Source organism: Betaproteobacteria bacterium, from assembly GCA_016194905.1.
Classification (GTDB): Bacteria; Pseudomonadota; Gammaproteobacteria; order Burkholderiales; family JACQAP01; genus JACQAP01.
In genome coordinates, this window is record JACQAP010000019.1 from 132,218 (window position 1) to 148,353 (window position 16,136).

At 61.4% G+C, this 16,136-nt stretch carries 14 protein-coding genes; 8 read left to right on the plus strand and 6 right to left on the minus strand.

Translation table 11 applies throughout. From position 1 onward, the window contains the following. Window positions 1-50: 50 nt before the first annotated feature. The 3 genes from HY067_12035 to HY067_12045 all read left to right on the plus strand — a co-directional run bounded on the left by HY067_12035 (window position 51) and on the right by HY067_12045 (window position 1,739). Window positions 51-572: a hypothetical protein gene (locus HY067_12035; protein ID MBI3528686.1), complete on the plus strand. Its 522-nt coding sequence runs from the start codon at window positions 51-53 to the stop codon at window positions 570-572. Between the two features lie 7 nt (window positions 573-579). Then, entirely contained in the window at window positions 580-1,167 is a 588-nt protein-coding gene (locus tag HY067_12040; protein ID MBI3528687.1) for a TIGR00730 family Rossman fold protein, read from the plus strand. 89 nt (window positions 1,168-1,256) lie between these two features. Beyond that, a complete protein-coding gene (locus tag HY067_12045; GenBank protein ID MBI3528688.1) occupies window positions 1,257-1,739 on the plus strand; it encodes a heme-binding protein in 483 nt (160 codons plus the stop codon). A gap of 55 nt (window positions 1,740-1,794) precedes the next feature. On the opposite strand, the gene larB is transcribed toward HY067_12045, so the two are convergent. The 6 genes from larB to glgB all read right to left on the minus strand — a co-directional run bounded on the left by larB (window position 1,795) and on the right by glgB (window position 9,920). Beyond that, window positions 1,795-2,454, minus strand: coding sequence for a nickel pincer cofactor biosynthesis protein LarB (gene larB / locus HY067_12050; GenBank protein ID MBI3528689.1), 660 nt, complete (start codon window positions 2,452-2,454; stop codon window positions 1,795-1,797). Window positions 2,455-2,668: 214 nt separating this feature from the next. Then, window positions 2,669-3,493: an adenine nucleotide alpha hydrolase gene (locus tag HY067_12055; GenBank protein MBI3528690.1), complete on the minus strand. Its 825-nt coding sequence runs from the start codon at window positions 3,491-3,493 to the stop codon at window positions 2,669-2,671. Beyond that, complete coding sequence (locus tag HY067_12060; GenBank protein ID MBI3528691.1) at window positions 3,490-4,749, minus strand: LarC family nickel insertion protein; 1,260 nt, start codon at window positions 4,747-4,749, stop codon at window positions 3,490-3,492. The genes HY067_12055 and HY067_12060 overlap by 4 nt, the downstream gene beginning before the upstream one ends. A gap of 27 nt (window positions 4,750-4,776) precedes the next feature. Next, the gene (locus HY067_12065) at window positions 4,777-6,102 is read right to left on the minus strand and encodes a DUF2088 domain-containing protein (GenBank protein ID MBI3528692.1); all 1,326 of its coding nucleotides are present in this window, start codon (window positions 6,100-6,102) and stop codon (window positions 4,777-4,779) included. 95 nt (window positions 6,103-6,197) lie between these two features. Beyond that, window positions 6,198-7,664 carry a glycogen synthase GlgA gene (gene glgA / locus HY067_12070; protein ID MBI3528693.1) on the minus strand — a complete coding sequence of 489 codons (1,467 nt, stop codon included), beginning with the start codon at window positions 7,662-7,664 and terminating at the stop codon, window positions 6,198-6,200. A gap of 69 nt (window positions 7,665-7,733) precedes the next feature. Then, window positions 7,734-9,920: a 1,4-alpha-glucan branching protein GlgB gene (glgB, locus tag HY067_12075; GenBank protein ID MBI3528694.1), complete on the minus strand. Its 2,187-nt coding sequence runs from the start codon at window positions 9,918-9,920 to the stop codon at window positions 7,734-7,736. A gap of 219 nt (window positions 9,921-10,139) precedes the next feature. Here glgB and glgC point away from each other — a divergent pair, with 219 nt between their 5' ends. The 5 genes from glgC (at window position 10,140) to HY067_12100 (ending at window position 16,004) form a co-directional block, all read left to right on the plus strand. Then, on the plus strand, window positions 10,140-11,423 hold the full coding sequence (glgC, locus tag HY067_12080) for a glucose-1-phosphate adenylyltransferase (protein MBI3528695.1): 1,284 nt from the start codon (window positions 10,140-10,142) through the stop codon (window positions 11,421-11,423). A 66-nt stretch (window positions 11,424-11,489) separates the two neighbouring features. Next, window positions 11,490-13,187: a glycoside hydrolase gene (locus tag HY067_12085; GenBank protein ID MBI3528696.1), complete on the plus strand. Its 1,698-nt coding sequence runs from the start codon at window positions 11,490-11,492 to the stop codon at window positions 13,185-13,187. Between the two features lie 19 nt (window positions 13,188-13,206). Continuing rightward, entirely contained in the window at window positions 13,207-15,177 is a 1,971-nt protein-coding gene (locus tag HY067_12090) for a DUF1926 domain-containing protein (GenBank protein MBI3528697.1), read from the plus strand. Between the two features lie 80 nt (window positions 15,178-15,257). Continuing rightward, window positions 15,258-15,557: a hypothetical protein gene (locus HY067_12095; GenBank protein MBI3528698.1), complete on the plus strand. Its 300-nt coding sequence runs from the start codon at window positions 15,258-15,260 to the stop codon at window positions 15,555-15,557. A 168-nt stretch (window positions 15,558-15,725) separates the two neighbouring features. Next, a complete protein-coding gene (locus tag HY067_12100) occupies window positions 15,726-16,004 on the plus strand; it encodes a DUF2934 domain-containing protein (GenBank protein MBI3528699.1) in 279 nt (92 codons plus the stop codon). Window positions 16,005-16,136: the final 132 nt, after the last annotated feature.

The following is a 16,136-nucleotide window of genomic DNA, read 5'->3' on the forward strand; positions in this document are numbered from 1 at the left end:
TTGTCGCGGGTTTACACTGGCGGCATCGCCGGTCGCTCAGGAGATGTCCGATGAAACCCAGCCGATGGCTTGCTGTCCTGCTGGCCGTGCTTAGCGCCGCGGCGGCCGCCCAGACGACAGTCGAGGAAGTCCGCAAGAATTGGCCGGATTTCCGTTATCTCAATCCCGGCCAGTTGCGCGAACTTCCGGAAGTCATCCGCGCCGACATGGAGAAGCTCGGTTGCCGCGTCCCGAAGTTCATCAAATGGGACGCCAGACACAACGCCATCCAGGGACAGTTTTTCAAGCCGGGGCAGACGGATTGGGCCGTGCTCTGCCAGGTCGGCGACAAGACCGGAATTCTGCTCTATCCCGGCGGGGCAGCGTCCGACTTGCCCATGCTGCGCAGCGAACCGACCGACCCTAGCCGCACGATTCATGTCGTCAGTGCTTTCGTCCTGCAGAAGCGCGCCGTACGCGATCACCCGGATGAGCCGCCTCCGGCATTCGATCATGATGGCATCGAAGACGGGCCCATCCAGAAAGCCGGCCGCGTAATCTATCACCGCGACGACGAATGGGCGGAATTTTGAAGACGCAATGAAGCGCGTATGCGTGTTCTGCGGCTCCAACGCCGGCATTCGCGCCGAATACGGCGTCGCGGCGCAAGGGTTGGCCGCCGTGTTGGCTCGTCGCGGTCTCGAACTGGTTTACGGTGGTGGAAATGTCGGCCTGATGGGCCTGCTCGCCGATTCAATGCTGGAGGCGGGTGGCAAGGTCATCGGGGTGATTCCGCAGTCCCTCGTTGCAAAGGAAGTTGCCCATCACGGCGTCACCGAATTGCGCATCGTCGACACCATGCACCAGCGCAAGGCCTTGATGAATGAATTGTCCGACGCGTTCATTGCACTGCCCGGTGGCTTCGGCACCCTGGATGAATTCTTCGAAATCCTCACCTGGTCGCAACTGGGCATTCACGGCAAGCCCAGCGGATTGCTGAATGTTTCAGGATATTACGACAGCCTGCTGGCGATGCTCGACCATGCCGTCGCCGAAGGATTGCTGCGGCCGGCTCATCGCGAGCTTGTGATCGCCGATATCGATGCGGATTCGCTTCTGCAGCACCTCATGTCATTTGCTCCCGTTCAAGCCAGGAAGCGCGCGAATGCGACGGGGAACTTTCCGTGACCTGCGCATCAAACTCGCGGAGGTAGAAATTCGGTACGCGAAACAATCGCGCTTGACGTTTCACAAGAACCTTTTCGAGAGGAATGCCCATGAAGAAGACCCTGCTTTCAATCAGTCTCGTATCGCTGTTCACCGCGCTGGCCGGCTCGGCCATGGCGTTGGAGCAACGCCCGATCCTGACATTGGATGTCGCCAAGAAAATGGCGGTGGCGTGCGAAGCAAGAGCAAAACAGGAAGGCTGGAAGATGAACATCGCCATCGTCGACAACGGCGGAAATCTGAAATACTTCCTGCGCCAGGACGACGCGTTCCTGAAGAGCATAGAGATTGCCCAGCTCAAGGCCGGTACTTCGGCCGGCTTCCCCTTCTCGACGAAGCAGATCGGCGAGATTACGGCCAAGGTGCCGGGCATCGCATTCGTACCGGGCATCGTGACCTTCGAGGGCGGATTGCCGATTCTGACTGCCGATGGCAAACAGATTGGCGCTATCGGCGTGTCGGGCGGTACCGCCGAGCAAGACGGATTGTGTGCCCAGGCTTCGGTCGAAGCAGTCAAGAATGACCTGAAGTAAGCACCCTGAAAAAGAAAAAGCCCGGCTGTAGCAGCCGGGCTTTTTTTCCGCCGGATCAGTTCGCGCGCAGAATGCGCAACGCGGCGCACGCGGCACCGTAGCCGTTGTCGATGTTGGTCACCGTCAGTCCTGGCGAGCAACTCGCCAGCATCGCGCGCAACGCGGTTTCTCCGCCATAAGCCACACCGTAACCGACCGAGGTCGGTACACCGATCACGACACTGGATACCAGGCCGCCTATCACGGTAGGCAGGGCTGCATCCATGCCCGCGACCGCAATGACGACTTTCATCTTGCGGATTTCCTCGATGCGCTCCAGCAAACGCCACAGCCCGGCGACGCCCACGTCGCTGATCTCGGCGGCCGGCTCACCGTAGAAACGCAGCGTGCGTGCAGCTTCACGGCTGACCGCGGTATCCGAAGTACCGGCTGCGACGACCGCAATCCGTGTCTCGGCGCGCAGTTCATGCGCGCCGCCGAAATAACCGGTGCGCGAAAGCGGATCGTAGTCGATGGCGGCGCGATGGCTTTGAGAAAGTCCCGCGAACTGCTCGGGCAGCAGACGCGTGAGCAGTAAGTGCCGGCTTTTTCCCTGCACCTGGTCGAGGATCACCGAAAGATGGGCGATCGACTTCGACGCGCACAGCACCGCTTCCTCCAGCCCGGTGCGGGCATCGCGCGCAAAATCCAGCATTACATCCTTATGCAAAGTCATTCATCTACACCCTAAGATCGTCGACGCAGAGTTCACAGAGGGATAAAGAGAGAAAACCGGAGAAATGCCATCGGCAAAATATGAAAATAACGTGCCGTAGGATCAATGGCATGTACATCTACATTTCTCAACTTTTATTGTCTCTGTTTCGTCTTTCTCTGTGTCCTCTCTTGTTTTTCCTCTGCGTCCTCTGCGTCAACGCTTTTGAATTGGCTTAAGCGGCGTCGCGCTCAAGACGGACGAGAAATGCACTGCCGGTGCGATAAGGCGCCAGCGACACCGCGTACTCGAATCCGCCATCACGAAACAACGTGCCGACATCGCCTTCAATCGCATCGCGTGCCGCCGAATCCAGCGCAGCGAGCTTCTGTTCATCGAGTTCTATCACCACGCCCGTGGCGCGTACCCGGCAACGCACCGTGCGCGGGGCGAGCGATCTCGACACCAGGAGTTCCGCGGCATGCACCAGCTTGAGCATGTCCGGATCGATCGCGATGCCGGTTTCGATGCGGCTCGACAGACAGGGTGCGGAAGGCAGCTCGGCGACGTCCCCGAGATCGAGATGGCGCGCGATGGCGCGCACCGTTTTCTTGTCGATGCCGGCTTCGACGAACGGATGGCGCACGCCGTGGTTCTTTGCCGCGTCCAGACCCGGGCGGTATTCGCCGAGATCGTCGAGGTTCGTGCCGGCGACGATTTGCGCCGTCGTATGCGGCACCAGTACGCCATACAGATTGGTCTTGCAGTAAAAGCAGCGATTTACCGGGTTGCTGCGATAGTTCGCATCGCCAAACTCACCCGCGTCGACCACCGACAACTTCCAGCCTTCGCGCGCTGCAAGCGTGCGCACGCGATCGGTTGCTTCCCGCGGCACGGCGGGAGAAACTGCATGGAACATTTCGACTTCGCCGCGCAATGTGCGATGAGCGAGTGTTGCCAGCGTCAGGCTGTCCACGCCGCCGCTCACCGCAACTGCAACGGGTCCGATGTCACGCAGGACGCTCTCCAGTTTCGCCAGAGTGTCCTTCACGTCGCTCACTTGCAATCCTTGCGCAAGACAACCTGTTCGGCTTCGCGCTGCAGTCGTTCGCGTTCTGCGCGGCCGCCGATCACATTCAACAGATCGTCGGCTTCCACTTTTGCGGTTTTTCTGCCCGGACGTTCGGCAACCTTCACCCGCATCTGCCGGCCTGCGGCCTCGACCGTAGTGCTGGCGCGCGCGAGCTTGCGGCGCTGCATGACCTGATAACGCAGGCCAATGGTCGTGGTTTCGCTAAAGCAGGCATCGAATACGCCGTCCATGTCCGCGACGTCGGCGAGCAGTTGGATATGCATGGTCATCCTGCCCTTCTTGCCGAACGCAGGCGTCTGCAGCACATCCAGCACCGACGGATGCGAACGCAGCTTGTCGAGCGCGATCGCAAGATCCTCCGGCGTCTGATCGTCCACTTCGAACTGAACTTGCGCGACTTCGTCACTGCCGCGACTCTCCCGGGCTTCCTCGAAAGCCAGAACGCGAAGCACATTGCTGATGCCAGGGAAAGTCCGGGCGCCGAATCCGATGCCGGTGCGCAGCAGCCGGCGTGAGCGGCGCGATGCAGCCTGAGTGCAACCCAGATGCCGCAAAATCGCTGCGCCGGTCGGCGTAACGCGTTCACCCTCGAGGCCGTCATCGGTAAACTCGAATCCCTCGAGCAGCAGCACCGTGGCGGGCGTGGGAACGGGCAGCATGCCGTGCGCCGTTTTCACCTTGCCGCGCCCGAGCGGAAGGCTGCTCACCGACCAGGTGGACGCCACAGCATCGATCAGAGCCATGGGTTCGATCAGAGCCCCGGTTTCGATCAGAGCCACGGCGTCGATCAGATACGCCGCGCCGACGATATCGGCAATCGAATCCCATTCGCCAAGTTCGTGGAAACTGACGGTATCGACGGTCTTGCCGTGAACCTTCGCTTCAGCTTCTGCCAGCACGCTGAAAATTTCTATCGCGTGCGTCCGTACCGCCGGGGTCAGCGCACAGGCCTGCAGATGAGTGCGGATATCGGCGAACGGGGTATGCGGATGATGGTGCGCGGCAACCATCAGTTCGGCCACGCGCGGTTCGATCACGCGGAAGCGCAACCCGGTCAGGGCGTGGTCCTGATGCTCGGCGAAGCCGACGTGAACGTCCGCCGGTAGGCCCGCGGCGCGAATCGCCGCCAGCACGCCGTCGCGCAGATCGGGAAACGCGTCGAGCATGGCGGCGATGAACATATCGCCTGCCACGCCTCCGACCGCGTCGAGATGGATGTGCATACCGGAAGACCCGGGAAGCCGCAGCGACTAGGCCGCCGCGTGCTCCCGGTGTTTGCCCAGCATCGGGTAGAGATTGCCCTTTGCATCGAACTTGAACGGCTCGGGGCTGCCGACAATTTCGAACAGCGACGGGTTTGCCTTGATGATCGGCAGCATCGGCTCCGAGACATGGATGTCCATGATCTCGAGCGTGGTCGCAATGCGCACGATCTTGGTGTCCTGCGACTTGACCCTGACCACGGTCTTGACGGCGAGACGGATCGCGTCTTCGTCGGTGTTCATGATGATCGGGATCGCGCCGCCGTCCAGATACGTCGATGTAATGATGTTGGCGTAAGTCTTGGCGACATCGAGTTCCTTGTACAGCTTCATGGTCGTCACGTCCGCACCGCCGATGCCGCAGGCGTTGCCGTAAGTTTCCGGCGTAAGGCCGAGCACCGCGATTTTCTTCACGAAGGGCTTCATGTTCCATTCGATGAAGCGGCAGTTGCGGCCGGTGATGTTGGGATCCATGCCCGAACCGGAAATGTTCTTGCCGATCTTTTCCACCACCAGCACGTCGATCTCGTCGAATTGCAGGCGCGGCATCAGTTCCTTGGCCTTGGCGAGCAACACGGGTTCACGTTCGAATATCTGCTCGGACGGGACGATCTCGATGATCGCGGTTTCGTCCGCGGCGTTTTCCACCATGGCGACGCCGAACAGGACGTTCTTCCGGGCGATGATGAGCTTCGCCACCTTGGGCAGCAGTTCGCCGAACATGTCCATGCCGTAAGTGTGCAGCGTGGTGGCGCCGATGATCTTGCCCATGCCGATGGCCAGCATCTTGACGATGCCGGATTCGATCTGCGCGCGGAAGTTGGTGTGCGGCTTGACGCGCGGGATGATGACGACTGCGTCGGCTTCGGCGGCATGCTTATCCATGTAAACGGGCATGCCATCGTCAAGCTTGCCCAGTTCCACGACGTCCATGCCGGACCTGATCGGGCAACCGACATAGTTTTCCGTGATGCCATAGCCTTCCAGCACTTCGCGCTGGCCTTCGGCGGTTGCGCCGCCGTGGCTGCCCATGGCCGGAAAGATGAAAGGCTTGGCACCGAGCGCCTTGAGCTCGGCGACCACTGCCTTGGCGCATTCGGCTATGTTGTTGATGCCGCGCGAACCGCAACCGACTGCGATGGTCATCCCCGGCTTGATCTTGGCCCGCACTTCGGGGCGCTTGAACTGTTCGACGACCGTCTTGGTGACACTGTCGAGTTTCTTGGTCTGGAACTTCTGGCGCACATGCACCATGCGCGGCAGGGCAACATCGAGTCCGCCGGCCATGTTGACTTCGATGCGATCACCAATCATTTCAGCATCCTCCATCCAGTATGGTTTTTTGGCGCCGCTGACCCGGAAATGGCCACACAGCGAAGAACGAACATTTTACTCCAGTGCGCCCTTCCCTAGCCAACCGGTAGCGCGCGGTACAGATCGAGGTATTGCTGTGCGCGGGCTTCCCAGCTGAAGTCCCGCTTCATGCCATTCTTCTGCAATTGCCGCCAGATTCTCTTGTCGTGATAAGCGGCAACGGCCCGGCGGCAGTTCTCCAGCAGCGTGGCCGGGTCGAGCGGCGCAAATACGAATCCGGTCGCCATGTGATTCTTCAAGGCTGCCGGAGTGCAATCGACCACCGAATCGCGCAATCCGCCAGTACCGTGCACCAGCGGCGGCGTGCCGTAACGCTGGCTGTACATCTGGTTCAGTCCGCAGGGTTCGAAACGCGAGGGCATCGCGAACAAGTCCGCACCGGCTTCGATCTGGTGAGAAAGGCTTTCGTCGAATCCGATCTGTACGGCGACCTTGCCGGCGTGACGCTGTGCGAGCGCCTGGAAACGGCGCTGCAACGCCGGGTCACCCGAGCCGAGGACGACCAGCTGCGCCGGCAGCTTCACGAGGTCGTCCGCAACGTCAGCCAGGACATCGGGGCCTTTCTGGTCCGTCAATCGGCTCACCGCCCCGAACAGTGGCGTCTCCGGCGCGTCCCGCAGGCCCATGCGCCGCTGCAGCGCGCGCTTGTTGTCCTGCTTCGCCGCCAATCTCGACGCGTTGTAATAGCGCTCGATGTAGGGATCCGATTCCGGATCCCACGCATCGACGTCGATGCCGTTGAGAATTCCGGTGAGCACGTCTTTGCGATGGGCAAGCAGGCCCTGCAGCCCCATCCCCAGCGGTTCACTCTGGATCTCCTGGGCATAGCTGGGGCTCACCGTCGTGATGCGGTCGGCGAATCGCAGTCCGCCCTTCAGGAAAGACATGTTGCCGTAGTACTCCACGCCGTCGATGGTGAACGCCTGCGGCGGCAGTCCAAGCCGGTTCGCGCTCTGCAGTGGGAAAATGCCCTGGAACGCGAGATTGTGAATGGTCATAACGGTGCGTGCCCGCGGCCCGTGCACGTAGTTCAGATAGACCGGCGTGAGCCCGGTCTGCCAATCGTTGCAGTGGACGATATCCGGCTTCCAGGAGGGAAACGGCGAGCCGGGCGTGGATAGCAGCGCACCAACGTAGGACAGCAAGCCGAAACGCAGGTCGTTATCCGGCCAATCTGTGGCGGAGCCATCCTGATACGGACCGCCGCTGCGATCGTAGATCGGACACTCGACCACGAGCAGCGGCAACCCCGACGGGAGTTTCGAGGCGATCAAAGTCGCGGGAGGTACGCCGGGCAATCCCGGCAACATTGCGACACGGCTCCTGGTCTTGAGCGCCTCCATGACCTGCGGATAACCCGCCACGAGCACGCGAACATCCACACCGAGCGCGCTCAGCGCCACGGGCAGCGCGGCACTGACATCAGCCAGTCCGCCGGTCTTGATCAGCGGCGCGACTTCGGACGTCGCGAAGAGGACCTTGAGTTTCTCAGTTACGGCCATTGCGGTTTTTGTATTTCGACTTGTCGGCGCGTTTCGGTCGTGAGTGCCGTGAAACTCCCTTCGTCGTTTTCACGGCCTTTCATGCCGCAGGATGAGCGCTCCCAGGGGCGGCAATGTGACGGCGGCCGATTGATCGTGGCCCATCCAGGGAAAAGGCTGCGAAGGAATGATGCCGGCGTTGCCGGCATTGGAGCCGGCGTAGAACACCGAATCGCTGTTGAACGCTTCCCGCCAGTTACCGGATTTCGGCAAACCGACGCGATAGCCGTGCCTCGGTACCGGCGTGAAATTGAGCGCCACCACAATGGATGATCCGTCGCGGGCGCGGCGCTCGAAGCACAGAATCGACTGGTCCGCGTCGTTGCAGTCGATCCAGCGGAAACCGTCCAGTTCGAAGTCGAGTTCGTGCAAGGCCGGTTCGTCGCGGTAAAGGCGCGAAAGATCGCGCATCATGGTCTGCACCCCACGGTGCCAGTCGATGCCGAGCAGCCCCCAGTCGAGTTCCCCGCCCGCGCGCCACTCGCGTCCCTGCGCAATTTCGTTGCCCATGAAGGTGAGTTTCTTGCCGGACGCGACGAACTGGTAGGCGATCAGCAATCTCACATTGGCGAATTTCTGCCAGGCGTCCCCAGGCATCTTGCCGAGCAGCGATCCCTTGCCGTGCACCACTTCGTCATGCGACAGCGGCAGCAGGAAATTCTCGCTGTAAGCGTAAACCTGGCCAAAGGTGAGCTGGTTGTGGTGGAAGCGGCGGTGCACCGGATCGTTCTGCATGTACGACAGCGTGTCGTTCATCCAGCCCATGTTCCACTTCATCGAGAATCCGAGCCCGCCGAGATACACCGGCCGCGAAACCATCGGCCAGGCGGTGGATTCTTCGGCGCAGGTCAGCGCGCCGGGAAAATCGCGATGCACCATCACATTCAGTTCGCGCAGGAACTCGATGGCTTCCAGATTTTCGCGCCCGCCGTACTTGTTCGGAATCCACTCGCCGGCCTTGCGCGAGTAATCGAGATAGAGCATCGAGGCGACCGCATCGACCCGCAATCCGTCGATGTGGCACTCCGCCAGCCAGTAGTGCGCGCTGGACAGCAGGAAGCTTTTTACCTCCTTGCGCCCATAGTTGAAAATATGCGTGCCCCAATCCTGGTGGAAACCCAGGCGGGGATCTTCGTGTTCGTAAAGCGCGGTGCCGTCGAAGCGCGCCAGTGAAAACGCATCGGTCGGGAAATGCGCGGGTACCCAGTCGAGGATGACGCCTATGGAGGCCTGGTGGCAGGCATCGACGAAGGCTTTGAATGCGTCGGCCGTGCCGAACCGGCTGGTCACCGCGAAGTAGCCCGTGGTCTGGTAGCCCCAGGATTCGTCCAGGGGGTGTTCGGATACCGGTAACAGTTCGATATGCGTGTAACCCAGCTCGACGACGTACGGGATCAGGCTTTGTGCCAGTTCCGCGTAGGTGTAAAAACGGCCGTCGGGGTGCCGCCGCCACGAGCCCGCGTGCACTTCGTAGATATTGACCGGGGCATGCAGCCAGTCCCAGCGGGAGCGGGCGCTCATCCACTCCTGGTCGCGCCAGGCATACTCATCGGCGACGACTTGCGCGGCCGTGCCGGGACGCAATTCGTGAAAACGGGCATAGGGATCGGTCTTGACCAAGACTTCGCCGGTGGCGCGGTTGCGGATCTCGTACTTGTAGAGCGTACCGGCATCGATGCCGGGAATGAACAACTCCCATACCCCGCTCAACCCGTGCGCGGACATCGGGTGCGCGCGCCCGTCCCAACGATTGAATTCACCGACTACGCTGACCCTCGCGGCATTCGGCGCCCAGCAGGCGAAGCGCGCGCCACTGACGCCTTCGCGCTGCTCGAGACGGCTGCCGAGTACGCGATAGGCTTGTTCCAGGCGGCCTTCGTTGAACAGGTACAAATCGTTCGCGCCGATGGCCGGTACAAATGTGTAGGGATCGCAGGTTTCGAACTCCCGTCCCGATTCGCTGATCCGCAACACGACCGGGTGCGCCGGCGGATCGGCACCCTGCCAGGCGAATACCCCCTGCGCATGGACGCGTTTCATGGGCGCGAATCCTGCCGCCGTGCGCACCGAAACGCTCGTGGCGTAAGGCCGGAACACGCGCAAGGACCAGTCCCGGCCGGCGCGGTGCAACCCAAGCAGGCTGAACGGATCGTGGTGGCGGGCGCCAACCAGGGCCTCTAGATCATCGGCTGCGGGCAATTGGAAAGTGTGGATCATCGTGGCGGGACGGGCGGCGTCATGCGCCGTCAGGGAATTCGTGACGGCAGACGACGTCGCACCTATTATAAGCAGAGCCCTCCGGTTCAGGCCTTTCTTTAGTGCCGGCTGGAAATCCGACGGCGAACCCATGGACGGCGGACGGCCACGGCATGGGTAAAAGCCAGCAGGAGTGCGGGCCGCAAACCCGATCGTTCAACGTCTGCATCAGGAACAATCATGATCGACACCGACCTCAATGTCCGCTTCGTCAGCGTTCTGACCAAGAATACCTACGCGCTCGTGCTGGCCGGCGGACGCGGTAGCCGGCTGAAGAACCTGACCGACTGGCGTGCCAAACCGGCCGTGCCTTTCGGCGGTAAATTCCGCATCGTCGATTTTCCTTTGTCGAACTGCGTGAATTCCGGGATCCGCCGCATCGGCGTAGCCACCCAGTACAAGTCCCACAGCCTGATCCGGCACATCCAGCGCGGCTGGAGTTTCCTCGACGGCCGTTTCCAGGAGTTCGTCGACATCCTACCGGCCTCGCAGCGCACCGACGAGGAGAACTGGTATCAGGGAACGGCAGACGCCGTGTATCAGAACCTCGACATCCTGCGCTCCTACGAACCGGACTACATCGTGATACTTGCCGGGGACCACATTTACAAGATGGACTACGGAAAAGTGCTGGCCTATCACGTCGCCAAGAATGCCGATATGACGGTGGCCTGCCTGGAGGTGCCCCGGGAGGAAGCTATTGCGTTTGGCGTCATGGGAGTAAACGACGACTGGCGCATCACCGATTTCATAGAAAAGCCGGCCAACCCGCCGTCCATCCCCGGCCGGCCGGACATGGCGCTCGCCAGCATGGGCATCTATGTGTTCAACGCACCATTTCTGTACGAACAGCTTGTGCGCGACACCCTCACCCCCAACTCCAGCCACGACTTCGGCAAAGATCTCATACCGCATCTGGTGCCACGCTATCGAGTGTACGCGCAGCGCTTCGACGACAGTTGCGTCGGCCAGCGCGACAAGGCCGCGTACTGGCGCGACGTAGGCACGGTCGATGCTTATTGGGAATCGAACCTCGACCTGACCCGGGTCACGCCGGATCTCAACATGTATGACCAGGAGTGGCCGATCTGGACGCATCAGGAGCAATTGCCGCCGGCCAAATTCGTGTTCGATGACGAAGGCCGGCGCGGCGGAGCAGTCGATTCAGTCGTGTCCGGCGGTTGCCTCATCAGCGGAACCACCGTGAGACGCTCGCTGCTGTTTTCGAATGTGCGCGTGCACAGCTATGGCAGCATCGAGGACTCGGTGATCCTGCCGGAAGTCGTCGTGAACCGGCATGTGAAGCTTCGACGCGCGGTGGTGGACAAGAGTTGCGTGCTGCCGGAAGGCCTCACGGTGGGCTTCAATCCGGAAGAGGATCGCCGGCGTTTCCATGTTTCCGAGCGCGGCATCACGCTGATCACGCCGGAAATGCTCGGCCAGGAAGTTTTCCATCAACGCTGAGCCGCGCGTGACGCGCGGCTCAGGCTGGTTACCGGCCGTGGGCATGCGCCGCGATTTCGATATTTCATGAGCGACCAAAAAAAACTCGATCTGGTGATCTTGTGGCATATGCACCAGCCGGATTTCCGCGACCATGCCAGCGGAGAATTCGCGCAGCCCTGGGTGTACCTGCACGCCATCAAGGACTACAGCGACATGGCCGCGCATCTCGAAGCGCACCCGGGCATGCGCGTAGTGCTGAACTTCACGCCGGTGCTGCTCGACCAGCTCGATGATTACACCGACCAGTTCGCCACCGGAAGATTTCGCGACCCGTTGCTGCGCCTGCTCGCACAACCGGATCTGCAGCAACTCGACCAAGCCGGCCGTGACCTCGTTTTGAAGTCCTGCTTCAGAGCCAACCAGCAGAAGCTGATCGATCCTTACCCGCCATACAAGCGACTGCTCGAGTTCTTCCGAGTCGCGGAAAGCCATGGCGACACCGGCGCCACCTACCTGTCGGCGCAATACCTCGGCGATCTGCTGAGCTGGTACCACATCTCATGGATGGGCGAGACGGTACGCCGCTGCGACGGCAGCGTGCCTGGTCTGATCGCAAAAGCGCACGGTTTTTCGCACGACGACCGACTGCAGTTGCTCGAAGTCATCGGCCGGGAGGTACGCGATGTCATTCCGCGCTACCGCAAATTGTTCGAAGCGGGTCGCATCGAACTGACCACCACGCCGGAATACCATCCGATCGGTCCGTTGCTGCTTTCCTTCGAAGTCGCGCGGGAAGCAGCCCCGGACGCGCCGCTGCCCCAGAGTCCGAATTATCCGGGTGGACGCGAGCGCGCCCGCGCACAAGCGGACGCGGCGATGCAGAGTCATGCCCGGCGCTTCGGCCGGCCGCCACGCGGTATATGGCCGGCGGAGGGTGCGGTGTCGCGCGATTTCGCCGACTTGCTGGCGCAGGGCGGCTGCGAATGGATTGCCAGCGGCGAAGGCGTCCTGGTCCACAGCCTGCAAAGGAGTCGCGGCACGCTGCCCGAGCGGCCGGAATATCTTTTCCGGCCCTACCGCATCGACAACGGTCGAACCGCGATCACCTGTTTCTTCCGCGACGATCGCCTGTCCGACCTGATCGGTTTTGAATATGCGAAATGGCACGGCAAGGACGCGGCGGCGCATTTCGTCGCCACGCTCGAGGACATCGCCGGCAAGGCGGGGAAAGGCGAACGGCCGGTGGTCAGTGTGATTCTCGATGGCGAGAATGCCTGGGAGTATTACCCTTACAACGGCTATTACTTTCTCGACGAGCTCTACGCGGCGCTGGAAAAACATCCGCAAATAGCAACGGCGACGTTTGCGCAACTGCTCGATGAAAAACGCGAACCAGCTCCGCTGCCTGCACTGGTGGCTGGAAGCTGGGTATACGGCAATCTCGCCACCTGGATCGGCAGTGACGACAAGAACCGTGCATGGGATCTGTTGTGCGCGGCCAAGCGGAGCTTCGATGCAATCATCGCGAGCGGTCGATTGAACGACCGGGAAATAGAACAGGCCACGCGCCAGCTCGCCGATTGCGAGGCCTCCGACTGGTGCTGGTGGTTCGGTGATTACAATCCCGCGGAATCGGTGATGGCGTTCGACGAGCTTTACCGCCAGAAACTCGCCCATCTGTATGGGCTGCTGAAACTGCCCGCGCCTGGCGAACTCGACATTCCGATCAGCCACGGCAGAGAAGGCTCGGAAGCCACCAATGCGATGCGTCGTGCGTCCTGACTAGGAATCGAACGGCCAGATGAACAAGAAAATTTCGCTGCTCTTCGGCGTGCACGCCCACCAGCCGGCCGGCAATTTCGAGCACGTGATCGACGACGCGCACGCGCGTTGCTACAAGCCTTTCCTGGAGACCGTCTACCGCTATCCGCAGTTCAGGCTGTCGGTGCATTTCAGCGGATGGTTGCTCGACTATCTGCTCAGACGATATCCGGACGATATGGCGAAACTGCGCGAGATGGTGGCGCGCGGCCAGGTAGAAATGTTCGGCGGCGGCGACACCGAGCCGGTGCTGGCATCGATTCCGGAACGCGACCGCCGTTCGCAGCTCGCGGCCTTGTCGAGCCGGCTCGACGTGTCACTTGGCCAGCGACCGGTCGGCGCCTGGCTGACCGAACGCGTCTGGGAATCGTCAGTGGCATCCGCGCTCGCCGATTCCGGCATTCGCTACGTCACGGTCGACGACTATCACTTTCTCTGCGCCGGAAGACAGGTCGGGGAACTGACGGGCCACTTCTCGACGGAAGAAAGCGGCAACCGTCTCGACCTGTTTCCGATCTCGGAAGCGCTGCGTTATCGCATTCCGTTTTCCACCGCGCCCGAAGCGATCCAGTACCTCGAATCGCTGGCCACCGAAGATGGCACCGCGGCGGCGATCTACTTCGACGACATCGAAAAACTGGGCATCTGGCCGGAGACCTACCAGTGGGTCTATGAAAAGCAGTGGCTGAAGCAGTTCATCGAAGGGGTGCTTGCCGCGCCGTCGATCGAGCCTGCGCTTTATCGCGACTTCCATAGCGACCAGCGCACCCGGGGGGTGGTGTACCTGCCAACCACCTCGTACATCGAGATGAACGAATGGACGCTGAACGCCGAGCGTGCGGACCGCTACGCGGAACTGGTCAAGCGGGAAAAGGATCATCATCGCTACGAGCAGACGAAACCCTTCCTGCGGGGCGGCATCTGGCGCAACTTCATGTCGCGTTACGCCGAATCGAACTGGATGCACAAGCGCATGCAGCAACTTTCCGCGCGCGTCGCCGATCTCGGCGCCAAGGCGACGGCGCGCATGCGCGAACTGTTGCATCTGGCGCAGGCCAACGACGCCTACTGGCACGGATTGTTCGGCGGCATCTACCTGCCGCATTTGCGCCGCGCGGTATGGAATGCGCTCGTCGAACTGGAAGCGCTGCTCGACAAGGCCGCGCCTCGCAAATCGACCGCCCTCGATCTCGATCTGGACGGCTGCGACGAGTTCTTCCTCGGTAACGAGGTGCTGCAGGCGGTCATTCGCGATGACGGCCTCGGCGCGATCCACGAACTGGATGCCTACCGGCTGCGCCACAATTTCGGCGACACGCTGGCGCGGCGGGCCGAGCATTACTATCGCAAGATCCGCGATCATCGCGCCGGGCAGGGCGAGCGTCACGGCGAAGGCATTGCCTCCGCGCATGATCGCGTCAATTTCCGCCATCCGGTCTCACCCGACGACCTCAATCCAGATGCCGTGGCGCGCGTTCTATTCGTCGATCGGCAGAACGGGCAGCCGGTGCGATACCATCGACCGTCCGTGCAAGGCGCTCGCGCCGAGCTGTCGGCGAATGGCATCGGCAAGACCATTTCGATCGACGGCAACCGGTTGAGCGTCGAATACAAGAACGCCGAGGCGAACAAGCCGCTAGAAACCGAGGTCAACCTGGCCATGCCGAGTTGCGATGGCTTCCTCGGGCGTTATGTCGTGAACGGCGAAGTGCCCGGCGGATTCGGACAGCCCTACACATGGGACAACATCACGGCGCTGGTGCTGGAAGACGGCGTGCTGGGCGGCAAGGTAATGCTGACGGCGACCCAGCCGCTCACCATTCATGCCGCGCCACACCAGACTGTTTCGCAGTCGGAAGACGGATTCGAGAAAATCATGCAGGCCGTGACGCTGCGCATCGTCCATCCCCATCCGTCCCATGGACTTAGCATCGTCCTGGCGGTCGAGTAGGGGTTCGATTCCGGCAGGTCGCGTTTTTCTGACCTATAAAGAAAGCAGGTGGCACACAACGACGAGGAGGAGGCGCAATCATGATGACGCGCGAGCAATATGTGGAGCAAATGAAAAAACAGCTCGACGAGTGGAATGCGAAGCTGAGCAAATGGGAAGAAGAGGTGCAGAAGGCGCAGGCCAATGTGAAAGCGCAATACGGAGCGCAGATCAAGGCCCTGGAAAAACAGCGCGACGAGGCTGTCAAACGCCTGAACGAAACCCGCGACGCCAGTCAGGCGGCCTGGATGGAAGTCAGCAAAGGTGCCGAGGCCGCTTGGAAGGGCATGCAATCGAGCTTCGAGAAAGCCTGGGGAGAATTTCACAAAAAGAAGTCTTGATCGAGCGGCGGCACCAAGTTAGAGCACCGGTCTGGCGGCTTGCCCGGCACCGGGGCATGGTCTGGCTCTAAACCACGGGCAAGTCCGCTTTTGCGCGTGGCCCCGAATTTGCAAGAGCAGGCGCATTGCCGGCCGTGGCTTCGGGCCGGACGCGCAAAAGGAGGCGTCATGACCACAGCCCAGACCGGGAAATCGCGCACGACCCGCAAGACTCCCCCCGTCACGACGACGACGCGCAGCAACTCCCCGGTAGCACCCGCTGTAAAGGTCTCGAAAGCGAGGAAATCCAGGCCGGTGATTGCCGAAGACGTCTGGCGCGAAATGGTAGCGACCGCCGCCTACTACCGTGCGCAGGCGCGCGGCTTCCAGCATGGCTCGCCGGAGCAGGATTGGCTGGCGGCCGAAGCCGATCTGAAACAGCAGCTCGGCGAAATCGTCAAAACCTGAAGCCCGGCCGGGTGCGTGGCGCAGCTTCTCCTTAAGTAGTTCCCGGCCCGGTGCTGGCACCGGGCTTTTTCTTTCCTTCCCCACACCAGATGCCCGCCTTTCCGGCAGTGCGCGGCTGTTGTACGCTTCGAT

Excerpts from the sequence above, each read along its gene's own strand:
- HY067_12065 (MBI3528692.1), bottom strand. The coding sequence starts at position 6,102 with ATGATTGGTGATCGCATCGAAGTCAACATGGCCGGCGGACTCGATGTT.
- HY067_12060 (MBI3528691.1), bottom strand. The coding sequence starts at position 4,749 with ATGCACATCCATCTCGACGCGGTCGGAGGCGTGGCAGGCGATATGTTC.
- HY067_12040 (MBI3528687.1), top strand. The coding sequence starts at position 580 with ATGAAGCGCGTATGCGTGTTCTGCGGCTCCAACGCCGGCATTCGCGCC.
- HY067_12100 (MBI3528699.1), top strand. The coding sequence starts at position 15,726 with ATGACCACAGCCCAGACCGGGAAATCGCGCACGACCCGCAAGACTCCC.
- glgA (MBI3528693.1), bottom strand. The coding sequence starts at position 7,664 with ATGGCCGTAACTGAGAAACTCAAGGTCCTCTTCGCGACGTCCGAAGTC.
- larB (MBI3528689.1), bottom strand. The coding sequence starts at position 2,454 with ATGACTTTGCATAAGGATGTAATGCTGGATTTTGCGCGCGATGCCCGC.
- glgB (MBI3528694.1), bottom strand. The coding sequence starts at position 9,920 with ATGATCCACACTTTCCAATTGCCCGCAGCCGATGATCTAGAGGCCCTG.
- HY067_12035 (MBI3528686.1), top strand. The coding sequence starts at position 51 with ATGAAACCCAGCCGATGGCTTGCTGTCCTGCTGGCCGTGCTTAGCGCC.
- HY067_12095 (MBI3528698.1), top strand. The coding sequence starts at position 15,258 with ATGATGACGCGCGAGCAATATGTGGAGCAAATGAAAAAACAGCTCGAC.
- HY067_12085 (MBI3528696.1), top strand. The coding sequence starts at position 11,490 with ATGAGCGACCAAAAAAAACTCGATCTGGTGATCTTGTGGCATATGCAC.
- HY067_12045 (MBI3528688.1), top strand. The coding sequence starts at position 1,257 with ATGAAGAAGACCCTGCTTTCAATCAGTCTCGTATCGCTGTTCACCGCG.
- HY067_12090 (MBI3528697.1), top strand. The coding sequence starts at position 13,207 with ATGAACAAGAAAATTTCGCTGCTCTTCGGCGTGCACGCCCACCAGCCG.
- glgC (MBI3528695.1), top strand. The coding sequence starts at position 10,140 with ATGATCGACACCGACCTCAATGTCCGCTTCGTCAGCGTTCTGACCAAG.